The 16,595-nt window shown below is 65.3% G+C and carries 17 protein-coding genes; 12 read left to right on the forward strand and 5 right to left on the reverse strand.

Going from position 1 to position 16,595, the window contains the following annotated elements:
- Positions 1–30: 30 nt before the first annotated feature.
- Both ACSU04_RS17385 and ACSU04_RS17390 read left to right on the forward strand, forming a co-directional pair.
- Positions 31–1,317 (forward strand): adenylosuccinate synthase, encoded by a 1,287-nt coding sequence (locus ACSU04_RS17385; protein WP_439290442.1) that lies wholly within the window; start codon positions 31–33, stop codon positions 1,315–1,317.
- Between the two features lie 130 nt (positions 1,318–1,447).
- Positions 1,448–2,656, forward strand: a complete 1,209-nt coding sequence (locus ACSU04_RS17390; RefSeq protein WP_439290443.1) for a lactonase family protein — start codon at positions 1,448–1,450, stop codon at positions 2,654–2,656.
- A 113-nt stretch (positions 2,657–2,769) separates the two neighbouring features.
- On the opposite strand, the gene soxR is transcribed toward ACSU04_RS17390, so the two are convergent.
- Positions 2,770–3,309 (reverse strand): redox-sensitive transcriptional activator SoxR, encoded by a 540-nt coding sequence (gene soxR, locus ACSU04_RS17395; RefSeq protein WP_439283520.1) that lies wholly within the window; start codon positions 3,307–3,309, stop codon positions 2,770–2,772.
- On the opposite strand from soxR, the gene ACSU04_RS17400 reads away from it, so the two are divergent.
- The 8 genes from ACSU04_RS17400 (at position 3,308) to ACSU04_RS17435 (ending at position 10,515) form a co-directional block, all read left to right on the forward strand.
- Positions 3,308–4,693 (forward strand): MFS transporter, encoded by a 1,386-nt coding sequence (locus tag ACSU04_RS17400; protein WP_439290444.1) that lies wholly within the window; start codon positions 3,308–3,310, stop codon positions 4,691–4,693. The two genes, soxR and ACSU04_RS17400, sit on opposite strands and share 2 nt — an antisense overlap.
- Before the next feature lie 257 nt (positions 4,694–4,950).
- On the forward strand, positions 4,951–6,375 hold the full coding sequence (locus tag ACSU04_RS17405; RefSeq protein WP_439290445.1) for a dihydrolipoyl dehydrogenase family protein: 1,425 nt from the start codon (positions 4,951–4,953) through the stop codon (positions 6,373–6,375).
- A gap of 117 nt (positions 6,376–6,492) precedes the next feature.
- Positions 6,493–6,795, forward strand: a complete 303-nt coding sequence (locus ACSU04_RS17410) for a DUF427 domain-containing protein (RefSeq protein WP_439290446.1) — start codon at positions 6,493–6,495, stop codon at positions 6,793–6,795.
- Between the two features lie 25 nt (positions 6,796–6,820).
- Positions 6,821–7,645, forward strand: a complete 825-nt coding sequence (locus ACSU04_RS17415; protein WP_439290447.1) for an ABC transporter ATP-binding protein — start codon at positions 6,821–6,823, stop codon at positions 7,643–7,645.
- Positions 7,642–8,325: an ABC transporter permease gene (locus ACSU04_RS17420; RefSeq protein ID WP_439290448.1), complete on the forward strand. Its 684-nt coding sequence runs from the start codon at positions 7,642–7,644 to the stop codon at positions 8,323–8,325. Before ACSU04_RS17415 ends, ACSU04_RS17420 begins: the two co-directional genes overlap by 4 nt.
- Positions 8,326–8,341: 16 nt before the next feature.
- Positions 8,342–9,067, forward strand: a complete 726-nt coding sequence (locus tag ACSU04_RS17425) for an ABC transporter permease (RefSeq protein WP_439290449.1) — start codon at positions 8,342–8,344, stop codon at positions 9,065–9,067.
- Positions 9,068–9,114: 47 nt separating this feature from the next.
- Positions 9,115–10,038 carry an ABC transporter substrate-binding protein gene (locus tag ACSU04_RS17430; protein WP_439290450.1) on the forward strand — a complete coding sequence of 308 codons (924 nt, stop codon included), beginning with the start codon at positions 9,115–9,117 and terminating at the stop codon, positions 10,036–10,038.
- Between the two features lie 99 nt (positions 10,039–10,137).
- On the forward strand, positions 10,138–10,515 hold the full coding sequence (locus ACSU04_RS17435; protein ID WP_439290451.1) for a hypothetical protein: 378 nt from the start codon (positions 10,138–10,140) through the stop codon (positions 10,513–10,515).
- 6 nt (positions 10,516–10,521) lie between these two features.
- Here ACSU04_RS17435 and ACSU04_RS17440 read toward each other — a convergent pair whose 3' ends face one another.
- A complete protein-coding gene (locus tag ACSU04_RS17440) occupies positions 10,522–11,763 on the reverse strand; it encodes an AI-2E family transporter (RefSeq protein ID WP_439283538.1) in 1,242 nt (413 codons plus the stop codon).
- A 60-nt stretch (positions 11,764–11,823) separates the two neighbouring features.
- Here ACSU04_RS17440 and ACSU04_RS17445 point away from each other — a divergent pair, with 60 nt between their 5' ends.
- Entirely contained in the window at positions 11,824–12,123 is a 300-nt protein-coding gene (locus ACSU04_RS17445) for a chorismate mutase (protein ID WP_439283540.1), read from the forward strand.
- 30 nt (positions 12,124–12,153) lie between these two features.
- Here the strand turns inward: ACSU04_RS17445 and ACSU04_RS17450 are convergent, their stop codons facing one another.
- Complete coding sequence (locus ACSU04_RS17450) at positions 12,154–13,179, reverse strand: ROK family transcriptional regulator (RefSeq protein ID WP_439290452.1); 1,026 nt, start codon at positions 13,177–13,179, stop codon at positions 12,154–12,156.
- Between the two features lie 243 nt (positions 13,180–13,422).
- On the opposite strand from ACSU04_RS17450, the gene ACSU04_RS17455 reads away from it, so the two are divergent.
- Positions 13,423–14,568: an ROK family protein gene (locus ACSU04_RS17455; protein ID WP_439290453.1), complete on the forward strand. Its 1,146-nt coding sequence runs from the start codon at positions 13,423–13,425 to the stop codon at positions 14,566–14,568.
- A gap of 103 nt (positions 14,569–14,671) precedes the next feature.
- Here the strand turns inward: ACSU04_RS17455 and ACSU04_RS17460 are convergent, their stop codons facing one another.
- Positions 14,672–15,595, reverse strand: coding sequence for a carbohydrate ABC transporter permease (locus ACSU04_RS17460; RefSeq protein ID WP_439290454.1), 924 nt, complete (start codon positions 15,593–15,595; stop codon positions 14,672–14,674).
- On the reverse strand, positions 15,595–16,569 hold the full coding sequence (locus ACSU04_RS17465) for a carbohydrate ABC transporter permease (protein WP_439290455.1): 975 nt from the start codon (positions 16,567–16,569) through the stop codon (positions 15,595–15,597). Before ACSU04_RS17465 ends, ACSU04_RS17460 begins: the two co-directional genes overlap by 1 nt.
- Between the last annotated feature and the right edge of the window lie 26 nt (positions 16,570–16,595).

Consider the following 16,595-nt stretch of genomic DNA (forward strand, 5'->3'; position numbering starts at 1 on the left):
AGCAGAGGCATATTTTGCCAGGGGGTACCCATGCCAGGAATTGTGATCGTCGGAGTCCAGTGGGGCGACGAGGGCAAGGGAAAGGCCACCGACCTGCTCGGTGACCGCACCGACTGGGTGGTGAAGTTCAACGGCGGCAACAACGCCGGCCACACCGTCGTCGTCGGCAACGAGAAGTATGCACTGCACCTGCTGCCCTCTGGCATCCTCTCTCCTGGTGTCACGCCGGTGATCGGCAACGGCGTGGTTATCGACCCCGAGGTGCTCTTCGATGAACTCACGGCGCTTTCGGCGCGCGGGATCGACGTCTCCAAGCTCAAGGTGAGCGCGAACGCGCACCTCATCACGCAGTACCACCGCACGCTCGACAAGGTCACTGAGCGCTTCCTCGGCAAGCGCAACATCGGAACGACCGGTCGCGGGATCGGCCCGGCGTACGCCGACAAGATCAACCGCGTCGGCATCCGCGTGCAGGATCTCTTCGACGAGAACATCCTGCGCCAGAAGGTCGAGGGCGCGCTCGATCAGAAGAACCACCTGCTGGTGAAGGTCTTCAACCGTCGTTCGGTCACCGTCGACGAGATCGTCGAAGAGCTGCTCTCCTACGCCGAGCGGCTGCGCCCGATGGTCGCCGACACCGGCCACCTCCTCGACGAGGCACTGGATCGTGGCGAGGTCGTCGTCTTCGAGGGCGGTCAGGCGGCCATGCTCGATATCGACCACGGCACCTACCCGTTCGTCACCTCTTCGACCGCGACGGCGGCAGGCGCGGCATCCGGATCCGGCGTCGGCCCCGGCCGTCTTGACCGCATCGTCGGCATCGTGAAGGCCTACACGACCCGCGTCGGATCTGGACCGTTCCCGACTGAGCTGTTCGACGAGAAGGGTGACTGGCTGCGCTCCGCAGGTTTCGAGTTCGGCACGACGACCGGCCGTCCGCGCCGGGTCGGCTGGTACGACGCCCCGATCACGCGCTACGCGACACGCATCAACGGCATCACCGACCTCGTTCTCACCAAGCTCGACATCCTTACCGGTCTCGAGCAGATCCCGGTGTGTGTCGCCTACGACGTCGACGGAGAGCGCTTCGACGATGTTCCGGTGAACCAGACCGACTTCCACCACGCGAAGCCGATCTACGAGAACTTCCCCGGCTGGAGCGAAGACATCACGACGGCCCGCAGCTTCGAAGATCTGCCGCAGACCGCGCAGGACTACGTGCTCGCGCTCGAGAAGATGAGCAAGACGCGTATCTCGGTCATCGGCGTCGGCCCTGAGCGTGATCAGGTGATCGTCCGCCACGACCTCGTGGACTGAGCGGAGCGCGCGCGGGTCGGTGCCGTGCGGGTGCTGGTGTCGGCGCGGGCGGGGTGTCGCGTATGGTCGCTGAGTCGGGCCAGAGGCGGCAAACTGTGACACCTCCAGGAATACACATGAGGAGACAGCGATGACGCAGTTCTGGGTCGGTGGCTACGGCGCCGATATGGGCGGGGATGCCACGGGCATCGGCCTGCTCGAAGGCGACGAGGGGCGCGAGCCTGCCTCACTCGCCTACCGGGGCGCGGTCACCAAGACGTCGTCGCCATCGTGGTTGGCGCGGCATCCTTCGCTCGATGTCGTCTTTGCGGCGCTGGAGGGATCGGGCAGTGTCCAGGCATTCGCGCGCACCGGCGAGAGGGCGCTGACTCCGCTCGGCCGCCCCGTCGAGGCCGGGGACTCGGTCTGCCACCTCGCCGTCGCACCATCCGGCGACTACCTGGTTGCCAGCTGCTACGGCGATGGACGGGTCGTGCGCATCGACCTGTCTTCAGACGGACGGATGCTGAAGCCGTCGATCGCGGATGCCACCACCGATCCCTACGGAATGGATGCCGCCACCGGGGATGCCGATCCACTTGCGGTCGACCTCAGCGACATGCTGGCGGCCGCCGCTGCGTCGCTCGAACCCAGTGCAACTGCTGCGCCACGCTCTGGACTCCTGCTGTTCGACGAGATGCTCGGGCTGAATGCTGCCGCTGAGCCCGAACCCGTGCCGCCCGTCGAAGCGGACAAAAACGTGCGCTCTTCGCACGCGCATTCCGCAGCGTTCTTGCCGGACGGACGCATCGCCACCACCGATCTCGGCTTCGACCTCGTGCGCATCTGGCGCCCGACGGCGAGCGGCCTGACGCTCGATCACCAGATCGTGCTGCCGTACGGCGTCGGCCCTCGGCACATGGTGGTGCACCCCAGCGGCCACCTGCATGTGGTCACGGAATACTCCTGCGAGGTCTTCACGCTCGCGGCCGGCGCGGATGGTCGATGGGCGCTCATCGCGGCGACGTCGGTGAGCCCCGGGGCGGTCGTCGGCTTCGACTTCCCGTCCGAGCTGTCGCGCTCACGCGATGGCGAGACCCTCTACGCAGGAGTGCGCGGCAGCAACACCATTGCCGCGCTGCGCGTGCGTGGTGCGGGCGAGAGCGTCGAGCCGTTCGCGCTCGCCGAATCCGGAGTCGACTGGCCGCGGCATCATCTGGTCCACGATGGGTCGCTGCTCGTTGCGGGGCAGCGGTCGGATGAGATCAGCGTGCTCGACCTCGATGAGCGCACGGGCGCGCCTCGCGGCATCCGCCACCGCGCCCCGGCGCCCGCGCCGACCAGCCTGCTGCTCGCCTGACCCGGCTGATCGACTGGCCACCCGGCACACTTGCAGGGCCGAAGCACGGATGCAGGGCGAAACGCCGACGAATCAGTCGACATCCGTACGATCGCCCTGCAGGTGTATCCGAGTCACTCCGCCGCCGCCCCGGTTTTGAGCCAGCGAACCGGCCCAGCCCCTGCAACACCGAGGACGTCAGCCGGATTCTGCAGCGCGCACGAATTCAGGCTCAGGCATCCGCATCCGATGCATCCGTCCAAATCTCCCCGCAGATGCTCGAGTTGGCGGATGCGCGCATCCAACTCATCGCGCCAGCGTTGCGAGAGGCGGGCCCAGTCCTTCTTGGTAGGAGTGCGTCCTTCCGGCAGCGACTCGAGGGCCGCGCGAATGTCTTTGAGGGGGATGCCGACGCGTTGCGACACCCGGATGAACGCGACCCGGCGCAGCGTATCGCGGCGGTAGCGGCGTTGATTCCCGTCCGTGCGCTCCGAGTCGATCAGGCCGTTGCGTTCGTAAAAGTGCAATGCGGATGCTGCGACTCCGCTGCGACTGGACAACTCGCCGATCGTGAGCTGCCGGTTCTTGTCTCCATCTAACTGCGGCATGCGGTTCTCCCTGTTGCACCGTCGGCTTGACCTCAACCATAGTTGAGGTCTTAGCGTCATCCTCATGACAACGGATACGGGAGAGGTGCGGACGGTCAAGGCCACCGCACCGGGCATCATGAACGGCGCGTACGTCTGGATCACCATCGGCGCGTGTGCCCTGGTGTTCCTCGGGGCATTCGAGTCGCTGGCGGTCACGACCGTGATGCCGGCGGTGAGCGCAGATCTCGACGGTGAGCGACTGTATGCGCTGGCCTTCGCCGGACCTCTGGCAACAGGGCTGATCGGCATGGTCGTAGCGGGGAACTGGTCGGACCGTCGCGGGCCGACAGCCGTGCTGTACACCTCGGTGCTCGTCTTCGTCGTCGGCCTTCTCATCGCCGGACTCGCGCCGAGCATGGAGATTCTCGTGGCAGGGCGCTTCGCGCAGGGTCTCGGTAGCGGAGCGATGATGGTGGCGTTATACGTCGTGGTCGCGCGGGTCTACCCGCCGCACCTGCACCCGGCGATCTTCGCCGCATTCGCCGCAGCATGGGTCGTGCCTTCTCTGATCGGTCCGACGATCGCCGGGGTGATGACGGATCTCTGGAGCTGGCACTGGGTCTTCCTCAGCGTGGTCGTGCTCGCGATGGCCGCGCTTGTCATGGTGATCCCTGCCCTGCGCGGGCTCTCGAGAGAACGGGATGCATCGGTGCCGTGGGCATTCGGCAGGCTCGGCTGGTCCGTGCTCGCGGCCGTCGCCGTGCTTGCGTTGAATCTTCTGGGCGACATTCCGGACATCGGTCCGGCGCTCGCGCTCGCCGCCGCGGTCGTCGCTCTCATTGCCGTCCGGCCGCTGGTGCCCAAGGGAACCCTGATCGCTCGCCGCGGCCTGCCATCGGTCATCCTGGTTCGTGGCCTCATGGCCGGAGCATTCTTCGGCGCACAGGTCTACCTGCCGTACCTGCTGACCGACCGGTACGCCCTCACTCCGACTCTCGCCGGGCTCTCATTGACCGGTGGCGCACTCGCCTGGTCGATCGCCTCCACCGTCCAGGGCCGGATGGGTGCCCGGCTGTCCAGCGTGACGGCACTGCGGATCGGAATGGTCCTCGTGTTGATCGGCATCGCACTCGTGGCGGTGACATCGGCCTTCCGGTTGGATGCGCTGGTGATCGCCGCCGCATGGGTGGTCGCCGGCTCGGGCATGGGGCTCATGAGTCCACGCAGCAGCGTGCTGATCCTGTCGATGTCGACACCGGCGAATCTGGGCTTCAACAGCGCGGCCATGACGGTCACCGACTCCTTCGGCGCTGCGCTGGTGCTGGCCGTCACCGGCACGCTTTTCGCCGCGTTGTCGACGACCGGTGACCCGTTCACTGCCGTGTTCATCGTTGCCGTTGTGATTGCCGTCGCAGCCGTGGTGCTGGTGCAGCGGGTGACTCCTTCGAACACGGAGGTTACGGCATGAGGGCGATCGAACAGCGCCGCCAGCGAGGGAAAGCCGTGCTCGTTCCGCAGCCTGCGCGGTACATCTGTCGGTCGGAAACACACCTGTAGGTCGGAATATCGCTGAATCGGCCGACATCCGTACTTTCGCCTGACATCTGTACCCCGGGCATCCGTATTCTCGCCATACATCTGTACCCAATCGGGAACAACCCCGGTGACATCGCGTTGCACCTCGGCAAGACTGGTGCTTCACGGGTTCCGACGGAAGGCGAAGAGATGTCGACAGATGAATACGACCTGATTGTGCTCGGCGGAGGCCCTGTCGGCGAGAACGTGGCAGACCGCGCCGTGCAGGCAGGGCTCAGCGCGATCATCGTCGAGAGCGAACTCGTCGGCGGTGAATGCTCCTACTGGGCGTGCATGCCGTCGAAGGCATTGCTCCGCTCGGCTCAGGCATTGCGTGCGGCCCAGCACGTCGCGGGTGCCGCCGAAGCCGTGACGGGCACGCTCGATGTCCGCAAGGTTCTGGAGCGGCGCAACGCGTTCGCCAGCGACTGGTCGGATGCCGGCCAGGTCGGCTGGCTGCAATCGGCGGGCATCGACCTCGCCCGCGGCCACGGCCGGATCACCGGCACGCGAGAGGTCACGGTGACAGACGCGGAAGGTGCGACCAAGGTGCTGACGGCCCGACATGCGGTCGCGATCTCCACTGGTACGGATGCCACCATCCCCCCAATCGATGGAATGGCGGATGCTGCGCCGTGGACGAGCCGCGAGGCGACCAGCGCGCAGGAGATCCCGGCATCCCTGGCGATCGTCGGTGGCGGCGTTGTCGCCGTCGAGATGGCGACCGCGTATGCCTCCCTCGGTGCGAAGGTGACTCTGATCGCTCGCAGCGGTCTGTTGGCGAATATGGAGCCGTTCGCCAGCGAGCTCGTCGAGACAGGGTTGCGTGAACTCGGCGTCGACGTCCGCACGAACACCGGCACGACGCGCGTCGCCCGTGATGCGGATGGCGTTACGGTCACCCTCTCGGACGGCTCGGAGGTCACCGCCGCAGAACTCCTCGTCGCCACCGGGCGCACTCCCCGCACCTCCGACATTGGGCTTGATGCGGTCGATCTAGAACCGGGCCGCTACATCACGACGGACGACACCCTCCGCGTTCCCGGCGTCGACTGGCTCTACGCGGTCGGCGACGTGAACGGACGAGCGCTGCTCACTCACCAGGGCAAGTATCAGGCGCGTGCCGCAGGCGACGTGATTGCAGCCCGCGCGAACGGTGACGACGTCGACGATGCGGCATGGGGTCGCCATGTCGCCACCGCAGACCACGCGGCCGTGCCACAGGTCGTGTTCGGCGAGCCGGAGGTCGCGTCGGTCGGGCTCACCGCGAAAGCGGCGATGGATGCCGGGTACGACACCCGCGTGATCGACTACGACCTCGGGGCAATCGCCGGGTCGAGTCTGCGCGAGGACGGCTACAGCGGGCAGGCACGCATGGTCGTCGACACCGCACGCGATGTCATCGTCGGGGTCACCTTCGTCGGACCGGATGTCGCCGATCTGCTGCAGGCCGCGACCGTCGCGATCGTCGGCGAGGTGCCGATCTCGCGACTCTGGCACGCGGTGCCCGCCTACCCGACGGTGAGCGAGATCTGGCTGCGGCTGCTCGAGGAGTACGGGCGGGAGTCTGCCTGAACCGTGGGCGGTCCGGCATCCCATCCATCTGGAGCTCGGCTCCGAACAGCCGAAGAATGTTCCCCGAATGTCCGAACCTTCATTTACGCTCGTAACCGAATCTGAGGAGACCAGACCATGAAGGCTGTATTCGAAGGAACCACGATCGCCGAGGCCGACGAGACTGATCTGATCTCGATAGAGGGCAATTGGTACTTTCCCCTCACATCGGTGACACCGGGGGTGCTCGTCGAGAGCCCGACCGCGTACACGTGCCCGTGGAAGGGGGCGGCCCAGTACTACTCCTTCATGATCGACGGAGAGACGCACGCCGATCAGGCGTGGGGGTACCCGCATCCTTATCAGTCGGCGTTCGAGCGGCTCGGTAAAGACATCTCCGGCCACGTGGCATTCGCCCCTGGCGTCGAGGTCGGACCGTAGGCGCGGCCAGGTCGGAGATACACGCATGATCGAGTTCCGCTCAGTATCAAAGAGATTCCCCGACGGCACGCGCGCCGTCGAGGACTTCAGCCTCGTGCTCCCGTCGCGCAAAACGACGGTGTTCGTCGGGTCATCCGGATGCGGAAAGACGACGTTGTTGCGCATGATCAACCGCATGGTCGAGCCGACCGGCGGCGACGTCGAGATCGACGGCGACAGCGTGCTCGACAAGGATCCGGTTGCCCTGCGCCGCAGCATCGGTTACGTGATGCAGAACTCTGGACTCATGCCGCACTTCACCGTGATCGACAACGTTGCGACGGTTCTTCGGCTCACCGGTACCTCGAAGAAGGTAGCGCACGCGCGAGCCAACGAACTGCTCGACACTGTCGGGCTGGACCGCGCTCTCGCTGACCGCTACCCCAGCCAGCTCTCGGGTGGGCAACAGCAGCGTGTCGGGGTTGCGCGTGGACTCGCGGCCGACCCGAACATCCTGCTCATGGATGAGCCATTCGGCGCCGTCGACCCGATCGTGCGCGCCGACCTGCAGCAGGAGCTCATAAGGCTGCAACGGGAGCTCGATAAGACTGTGGTCTTCGTGACGCACGACATCGATGAAGCATTTCTGCTCGGCGATCAGGTCGTCATTCTCGACAAGGGTGCCCGCATCGTGCAGGTGGGCAGCCCCAGTGAGATCATCGAAAACCCGGCGGACGACTTCGTCTCGGCCTTCATTGGTGCCGAGCGCGGACGCCGGGCGCTGCACCTCAAGCAGACGCCGCACGGAACCGTCGTCGTCGACTCCGAGGGCCGTACGCAGGGGGCACTCACCGATCCGGGCACGACATGAACTGGGTCATCGACAACATCGGGCTCATCTTCGAGCTCAGCCTGGTGCACCTGCGTCAGAGCGTGATTCCGATCGTTCTCGGGTTCGCGCTGTCGCTGCCCCTGGGCTGGATCGCATGGCGGTACCGACTCGTGCGCGGTCCGGTCATCGTGCTGACCGGGCTCCTCTACACGATCCCCTCGCTCGCGCTGCTGATCCTGCTGCCCGCGGTGGTCGGCTACTCCCCGATCAGCGAGACGAACCTCATCGTCGGTCTCACGATCTACGCGGTCGCCATCCTGGTCCGCTCCGTCGCCGACGGTCTTGACTCGGTGGATGCCGCGGTGCGTCAGTCCGCGACGGCGGTGGGCTACGGAGGGTCACGGCGGTTCTGGACGGTAGATCTGCCGCTCGCCGGTCCCGTCATCCTCGCAGGCCTCAGGGTCACGGCAGTCAGCACGATCTCGCTCGCCACCGTCGGGGTGCTCATCGGCGTCACCAATCTCGGCTACCTCTTCACGAACGGTCTGCAGCGCCGCATCATTGTCGAGGTGCTCGCCGGCGTCATCGCAGTCGTGGTCATCGCGCTGATCGTCGATCTTCTGCTGATGCTCGTCGGGCGCGCCGTGATGCCGTGGGTGCGGGCCACCGGCATTCCCACCGCGCGTCGCCGCGCACTTCCGGTGAGGGCTGCCGCATGAACGTGAGCGTTGCCGCATGAATGTCTTTGCTGAGGCGCTGGCCTGGTTGTTCTCCCCGGAACGACTGGAAGGGTCGTATGCGCTGCCCATCCTGCTCGGTCAGCATCTGTTCTATACCGTGATCTCGGTCGCCGTCGCCGCAGTGATCGCCGTTCCGCTGGGCTGGCTCATCGGCCACACCGGGCGCGGTCGCGAGTTCGCCGTGGCGGTGTCGGGTGCCGCACGCGCGGTGCCGTCCTTCGGACTGCTGATCCTGCTCGTGCTGCTGCTCGGCGTGCTGCGCATACCCGAGGCCGCGGTCATCACCTTCGTGCTGTTGGCGATCCCCTCGCTGCTCGCCGGAGCCTATACCGGCCTCGAAGCGATCGACCGCCGCGTGATTGACGCTGCCCGTTCGATGGGCATGACCGAATGGCAGGTGTTCTGGAAGGTCGAGGTGCCACTCGGTCTCCCGCTGCTCGTCGGCGGCCTCCGCGCGGCGCTCCTGCAGGTGATCGCTACAGTCACCATCGCGGCCTACGTCAATCTTGGCGGGCTGGGTTGGCCGATCATCCAGGGCATTCCGCTGCGCCGCTTTGACCAGGTGCTCGGCGCGGCGATCCTCGTCGCCCTGCTCGCCCTGCTCGTCGATCTCCTCCTCGCTGCCGCGCAGCGAGCTGCGGTGCCGGCGGGTGTACGCGTGCAGCAGATCGGAACGAAACGCCCGCGCCCTGGCCGGAACGCCTCGCACGCCCCCGCGTGAACGGGCGCAAAAGCATCCACATCGACTCACCATCAGAGAGGAACATTATGTTCACCGCACGAAAGTCACGCCTCGTCCTCGCCGGCGGCATCGCGCTCGCCGCTTCGCTTGTCCTCGCGGGCTGCGCCACCAGCAACCCCCTGGACCCCGCCGCCGACGGAGGCGACTCCGGCGACGCGGCCTCCGACACGATCGTCATCGGGTCACAGGCCTACTACTCGAACGAGATCATCGCCGAAATCTACGCCCAGGCGCTGGAGAACGCCGACATCGAGGTCGAGAGGCAGTTCAACGTCGGGCAGCGCGACGCGTACATTCCCGAGCTCGAATCTGGCGCGATCGACCTGTTCCCGGAGTACACCGGCAACCTGCTCGAGTTCTACGACGGCTCGGCCGATACCAACAGCCCGGATGCTGTCTACGCGGCGCTTCAAGGTGTGCTGCCGGACGGCCTGACTGCGCTCGAGTACGCCGAGGCCAGCGACCAGGACACCTACACCGTGACGAAGGAATTCGCCGCAGCGAACAGCCTCACGACGATCGCCGACCTTGCGAACGTCAGCGAGCAGGTCACGATCGGTGGGGCTCCGGAGTTCGAACAGCGCCCGTATGGTCCGGCGGGCGCCAAGGAGCTCTACGGTGTCGACCTCGCCTTCTCAGCCACGGGTGACACGACGCTTGAGTCGCTGTTGGCCGGCGAGATCCAGGTCGCCGACATCTACAGTGCAGACCCGGCGTTCCAGACCGAGGACATCGTCGCGCTGGAAGACCCGGAGAACCTCATCCTCGCCTCGAACGTCGTTCCGATCGCGTCGAGCGACGTCTCCGAGGAGGCAGTGGCGGTCATCAACGGGGTCAGCGCGGCGCTGAGTGTCGACGACCTCGTCGCGCTCGGCGTGCAGAGCACGGTGGACCAGCTCTCTCCTGAAGAAATTGCCACGCAGTGGCTGACGGACAACGGTCTGATCTGATCGATTGAGGAGGGGTCTTCCCGGCAGTCGCCGGGGAGACCCCTCGTCATGCTCCGAAGAGCGGGCATGATCGTGCCGGTGACCTGGGAGAATGGTCGAATGATCTCCAAGCGTGACCTCGCCCACCGGCTCGACATCCCTTTGGAGATGGTCGTGCGCCACGGGCTGGACGACGGAATCAGCGAGGCGGAGTTCGCTGCGCTGGAGCAGGATCCGCCCGCGTGGCTCGTCCAGTCGCGGGCGAACCGCAAGAAGGGCGCGCGCCCGATCTGGGCCACGCTGACATGTGCCGTGTGCGGCTACACCGAGACGGCTAGGCCGAAGAAGTGGTGGCCGAAGGAGTTCACCTACGTGAGCTGCAGCCACCACTTGCCATCCGACCTGCCGAAGCCGGCACCAGGACACCACCGCGCTGAATTCGAAGGCGTCGGGACGAAGTTCGTCGGAATCGTCGACGACAGTTTCGAAGGTCTTTAGAGCTGCTTAGACCCTGGCATCCTGCCGGGGGATCCAGATCTTCTTGATGATGATCAGGATGGATGCCGTGACTGGCACCGCCACGAGTGCCCCGAGCAGTCCGAGCAGGGTGCCGCCGACCAGTGCGCCGATGACGACTAGCGAGCCGGGGATGGCGATCGCTCGGTTCATCACCTTCGGCGTCAGGAAGTACGACTCCACCTGCATGTAGATCAGGTAGATCACCGCGAAGATCAGCGCGAAGATGATGTTGTCGCCGAACAGGGCGATTCCGGTTCCGATCACCCAGAACAGCAGAGATCCGACCAGCGGGATCAGCGTGATGAGGAACGCGACCACGGCCAGCAGCAGCGGGAATGGCAAGCCGAGCACCGTGTACAGAACCAGAACAAGCATCGAGTTTATGAACGCCAGAGTCACCATGCCCATGACGTAACCACCGACAGAGTCGGTGATCTCGGTGCTGATGAGGTCGGCGTTCGAACGGTCGCGTGCCGGGACGAGGCGAAGCATCGCCTGCTTGATGCCTGGCAGAGTTGCCAGGAAGTAGATGATGAGCACCAGCACGATCACTGCGCCGGAGATGCCGTTGGCGATGGATGCGCCGACCTGAAGTGCGCCGCCGCCGATCGTGGCGATGTTGCCCGGGTCAGTGAGGAAACCCTGCACATCGCCGACCAGCGTCTGGAACTGGTCGCCGAATTGATCTTCCAACGTCGCGTAGAGGTCGCTCTGCTGGAAGTCCCCGACCATGACGGGAACATCTTTGACGAAGCTGGCGATCTGCGCGACCACGACGGGGACGATCGCCCAGATGACCAGGCCCAGGGCGGCAATGAGGCCGATGAGTACGATCACCACACCCCACCCGCGGCTCATGCCGCGCCGCTCGAGGAAGCGCACGGCGGGGTCGAGGCCGAGAGCGGCGAACAGTGCGAGGGCGATGTAGATGATCACCGTTGACAGGTTCGACAGCGCGAGTCCGAGCAGGATCGCGGCAAGACCGCCGAGGGTGACGAGGAAGCCGAACATGAAGGGTCGGTCGATGCGTGTCCAGAATGAGCGGCTCGACGGTATCGGCTCGATGACCTGCTTCGGTGCAATCTCGGGGGCGGTGACAGCCTCCGCTGGTGCAGGCTTCCGCTTCTTGGGCTTCACCTTCGTGGCAGCTTCAGCCCGCGAGTTGGCGGTCGCTTCGTTGGCGGTCGCGGTGACATCGTCAGGTTCCACGGGCAGTTCAGTGCTCATGCGCCAACTCTAGAGCGCCGACGCACGATATCGTCTTAACCGCCGACGATGAGGAGACACATGACCGACGCCGACGACGCCCGAGCCGAGCTGCTGCGCCTGCGAGGCAGCATCGACAACATCGATGCCGCGCTCATCTACATGCTGGCCGAGCGGTTCCGCGCCACCCAGCAGGTCGGCATTCTCAAGGCAGAGCATGCGATGCCGGCGTCCGATCCGGGGCGCGAAGAGCAGCAGGTCGCGCGTCTGCGCGCTCTCGCCGAAGAAGCGCACCTCGACCCCGAATTCGCCGCGAAGTGGTTCAACTTCGTGGTGGCTGAGGTCATCCGCCACCACACCGAGGCCGCTGAAGGCCGCTGACGTACCCGGCTTGAGCCCCGAGTCCGCGTTCTAGCGGACTCCCAACGCGGAACCTGCGACGTGGGCGGCGGCGCCGCGCAGAACCGCATCCTGTCCGATTGATGCAGGGTCGACCTCGATCGGAGCGCCCGATGGCAGCGCTGTGCTTGTTCGGAGCACTTCCGCCACATCGTCGCAGAACGTCGAATCGACGATTGCGTCCGCCCCACTGATCACGACGCGCTTCAGATCGAGCGCCGCGGTGATTCCCGCCAGCGACCTGCCGAGGTGGTGGGCGGCCGCCCGCCGGGTTTCGCGCGCGTCGTATGCCGCATCGATCCGGGCGGCGAGGGCCGCTGACCCGATCCAAGAGTGGATGCAGCCACTTCGCCCGCACACACACGTGGGGGATCCCGCATCCGGTGCATCGTCGACGACGAGGTGAGCGAGCTCACGTGCCGTGGAATGAGCGCCTTCTGTGGGACCCAGATGCAATGCTGTGCTGCCCCGTTCACCCAACCGCACCATCAGGAAGTCACCGTGGCGGCCGTTCCGGTGCTCGGCGAGCGCGACAAGATCGGCGACGTTGCTCACGCGAGCGGGTGTGCGGGTTTCGACCTGCAGGTTGCGATGCAGTGTCTCCGTCAGTTCGGCGCCGGCGGCGCCGTCTGATCCACGACCGCTCTCTACAGGGATGCCGATTCCGATGCCGAGCAGCGGGCGGGTGGCAACGGCTGCGAGTTCGATGGCCATCGCCAGGGCTGCAGCCACAGCATCCACTCCCGCCGGGCGCATAGCGCGTTCGATGATGCGTCCGTCCGGTGTGCACAGCGCGGCGCGGAATCCGGCCGGATCACTCAGGTCGATCGCGATCACCTGTGTGGCGTCGTGGTCGAGGCGCAGCATGACAGCAGGCTTTCCCGGTCTGGTCTCCTGGCTCTGGCCGGTCTCGACGACGATGCCGTCGAGCAGCAGGTGCTTTACGACCTCTGAGACGGTGGGCCGCGCAAGGCCTGTCATGCGAGCGAGGTCGGCACGACTGACAGTCGTCTCGCGCTGCAGCGCGCGTAACACCATGCCGCGATTATGGCGCCGAACCCGCTGGGGAGAGCCGATGGGCGAGCGGAGGTGCGGGGCTTCAAGATCCGCGAGCGTGATTGTGCTCATCACAGCACCGGCCGTCTTCTAGGGTGGGTGAATCGCACGATACTCCTTCGCCGAACAACATACTTAGTTCAGTCACTAAAGTATGCTCAGCGTATGGACGTCCGATGTCCATGTCAAGCGATGCCGCCTGCCACCTGTCGCCAAGGAGCGCTGATGAAGCCGACACTCACCGATGACGTCGGATTTGACGCGCAGAGCATGATGCGTCGGGCGAATCTGAGGCGTGCGTTGCAGCTGGTTTTCCTGGATCCAGGCGTGCAGACCCGCGCGGGGATCGCCCGAGCCACCGGACTCACTGCCGCCACGGCCTCGTCGCTGGTCGCCGAACTCATCGAGAGTCGATACGTCATCGAGGGTGAGCAGGCGGCGAGCACGGGCGGCAAGCGGGCGACGACGCTCAGCGTCGACGACCACCTTGTCGTCCTCACCATGGTGGTGCATCAAACCGAGGTTATCGCCACACTCGTCGGCCTCGACGGTCGAGTCATCGAGCAGTCCCGCACCGAGTACGTGCCTGAGCAGACGGTCGGTGTTCTCGCGAGTATCGCGACACGGTGGGCCGCGTCTCACGGCGATCGGCTTCTCGTCGCGAGTGTGCAGCTGCCCGGTGCGACCGACGGACGGGTCGTGCTCGAGAGCGTGCAGCTCGGATGGCGCGATCTGCCGCTGGCTGCGCAGCTGGAGTCGATCCTCGATGTGCCGGTGCTGCTCATCAACGACGTGGATGCCGAAGCCATCGCGGAGGCGACGATCTCACCGGATCAGTTCGGCTACCGCATTTTCATCCACCTCGGGGTCGGCATCGGCGCGACCACGATGCTCGACGGTGTGATCGCGCCGGGCCCGCGGTCGCGCGCCGGTGAGATCGGCCATGTGCAGGTCGTCTTCGGAGATGCGGCAGTGGAGTGCGGCTGCGGGCTCACCGGCTGTTTGGAATCCGCGTCGTCGATGGTCGCGATGCTCGGCGAAGGATTCAGCGAGGGGATGCCGGAGGCGGATGCCCGTGCGCTCGCCGCGGCTGCTGCGCCGGAACGATTGGCGGCCGGGGTTGTCGCTCTCGCACGCGCGACGAAGTTGATCTCGGCAATGCTTGATCCGGCCGAGGTCATCCTCGGCGGATCCGCCGCAGCGCTGGGGGAGCCGTTCCTCGAACTGCTGCGTCGGGAAACTGCCTATGCGGCGAGCGGCACGAGCGATATGCGGGTGCGGTTCGCGCATCCACAATCCGAAGCGCATCTCGGGGCTGCGCAGTATGCGCTCACCACCGTGCTCGGGGTGCGGTGGAATCATCCGGTTTGACGGGCGGCTGCCGGCCGCACGGATGTCGGTCGAAATTACGGATGTCGGTCCAGATCGGGGAGTTGGACAGGCATCCGTAATTTCAACCGACAGGTGTACCCGGCTACTTCACGCTCCCCGCGGTCAGCCCGCCGACGAGGCGCTTCTCGATCATCATGAACAGGATGATCACGGGCAGGATCGCGACGATCGAGACGCCGAACACGTACTGCCAGCTGGTCTCGTACTGACCGACGAACTTCGTCAGCGCGACGGACAGCGGCTGGTTCTTGTCTGTGGACAGGATCACCAGCGACGCGGCGAACTCGTTCCAGCAGGCGACGAACGTGAACACGATCGCGGTGACGATGCCGGGCCACACCAGCGGCAGGCTGATCTTGAACAGCACCGTCAGTCGTCCGGCACCATCGATCTGCGCGGCCTCGTCGATCTCTTTCGGGATGCTGGCGAAGAACGAGTGCATGATCCACACCGCGAACGACAGGTTGAACGCCGCGTTGATGAAGATCATCGCCGCCCAGGTGTCGCCCAGGCCGAGCACCGTGAACTGTCGGAACAGGCCAGAGGTCAGCACGGCCGGTTGCAGCATCTGCGTGACGATCACGAGAAACAGGAACACCATGCGCCCGGGGAACTTGAATCGTGCCGTGTAATACGCGGCAGGCATCGCCACGACCAGCACGAGCAGCGTTGCGAATACCGCGATGACGATCGTCGAGATCAGGTTGTACGGCAGCGGCGTCTCTGGCGTCGACCACATGTGGATGTAGTTCTCCCAGTGCCACTCCACCGGGAAATACGTCGGGTCGACCGAGCGGATCTGCGACTTCGTCTTCACGGAGCCGAAGAACATGATCACGTACGGCAGCACGAAGATGCCGAGAACGAGGGCGCCGGCGACCATACGCAGGATGACGCGAGGCAGCGACACTTGGTCGGCCGTGTAGCGACGTCGACGCCCGACGGGTGCCCCGGGGCGGCCGCCCCCGGACGTAGTGATGAGGCGGGTCTCTGTGATGGTCATCATCAGACCTCCTTCATGGGCTTGACGATCTTCACGTAGGCCGCGACGATCACGATCACGATCAGGAAGGCCACCACAGACAGTGCGCTGGCGACATCGACCTTCTTCTGCAGTTCGATGTATTTGAAGATCATCGTCATGACCGTGTCGGCGTCGTAACCGGGTATCGATCCGGTCATCACCTTCAGGATCGGCAGCGAGTTGAACACGTTGATGATGTTGATGAGTACGGCGACGCTGAGTGCCCCGCGTAGCTGCGGGAAGACGATCGACCAGTAGGTGCGCACCGGTCCCGCACCATCCATCTTCGCTGCCTCAAGCGCATCGCCAGGCACGGACTGGAGCCCAGCGAGCAGCGTGTAGGTCGTGAACGGCAGCGACACGAAGATCGCGATCACGATTGACCAGGCGAACGCGGTCGTGGGATTGCGCGTCCATCCGAAGCCTTCGGGTGTGGCGACCAGGCCGATGTCGACAAGGAACTTGTTGATGACGCCGAAGTACGGCTCAAGGCCGTAGTAAAACACCAGCGTCGTCATCACGACCGATGCCGCCCACGGGATGATCACGGCGAGCCGCACGAGTTGGCGACCCGGAAACGCCTTGTTCAGGATCTGCGCAAGCCCGAGCGAGATTACGACGGTGATCACGACGACCGAGGCAACCCAGATGACCGTGCGCCCCATGATCGGCCAGAATGCCGGGAAGTTGAACACGGCGATGTAGTTGTCGAAGCCGACCGAGCCTTTGTCGAGACCGGACAGTGAGATGTCTCGCGTGGAGTTGAAGAACATCACCCCCGCAGGGAACAGCACCACGCCGATGATCAGGATCAGTGCGGGCGCGAGCCACGGCAACGCACGCAGCAACTCCCGTGCACCGGGGCTCTTCTGCGGCACAGCGTCCGTGTTGTCGGGGGTGTGGGGGCGACCGGTGGCCGCCCCCACGGGGCTCGAGGATTTCGTCATTCGGCTCATGGAACTATCCCGAACCCCTTCATCTC

It is taken from the genome of Microbacterium sp. A84 (genome assembly GCF_051842815.1).
Lineage (GTDB): Bacteria > Actinomycetota > Actinomycetes > Actinomycetales > Microbacteriaceae > Microbacterium.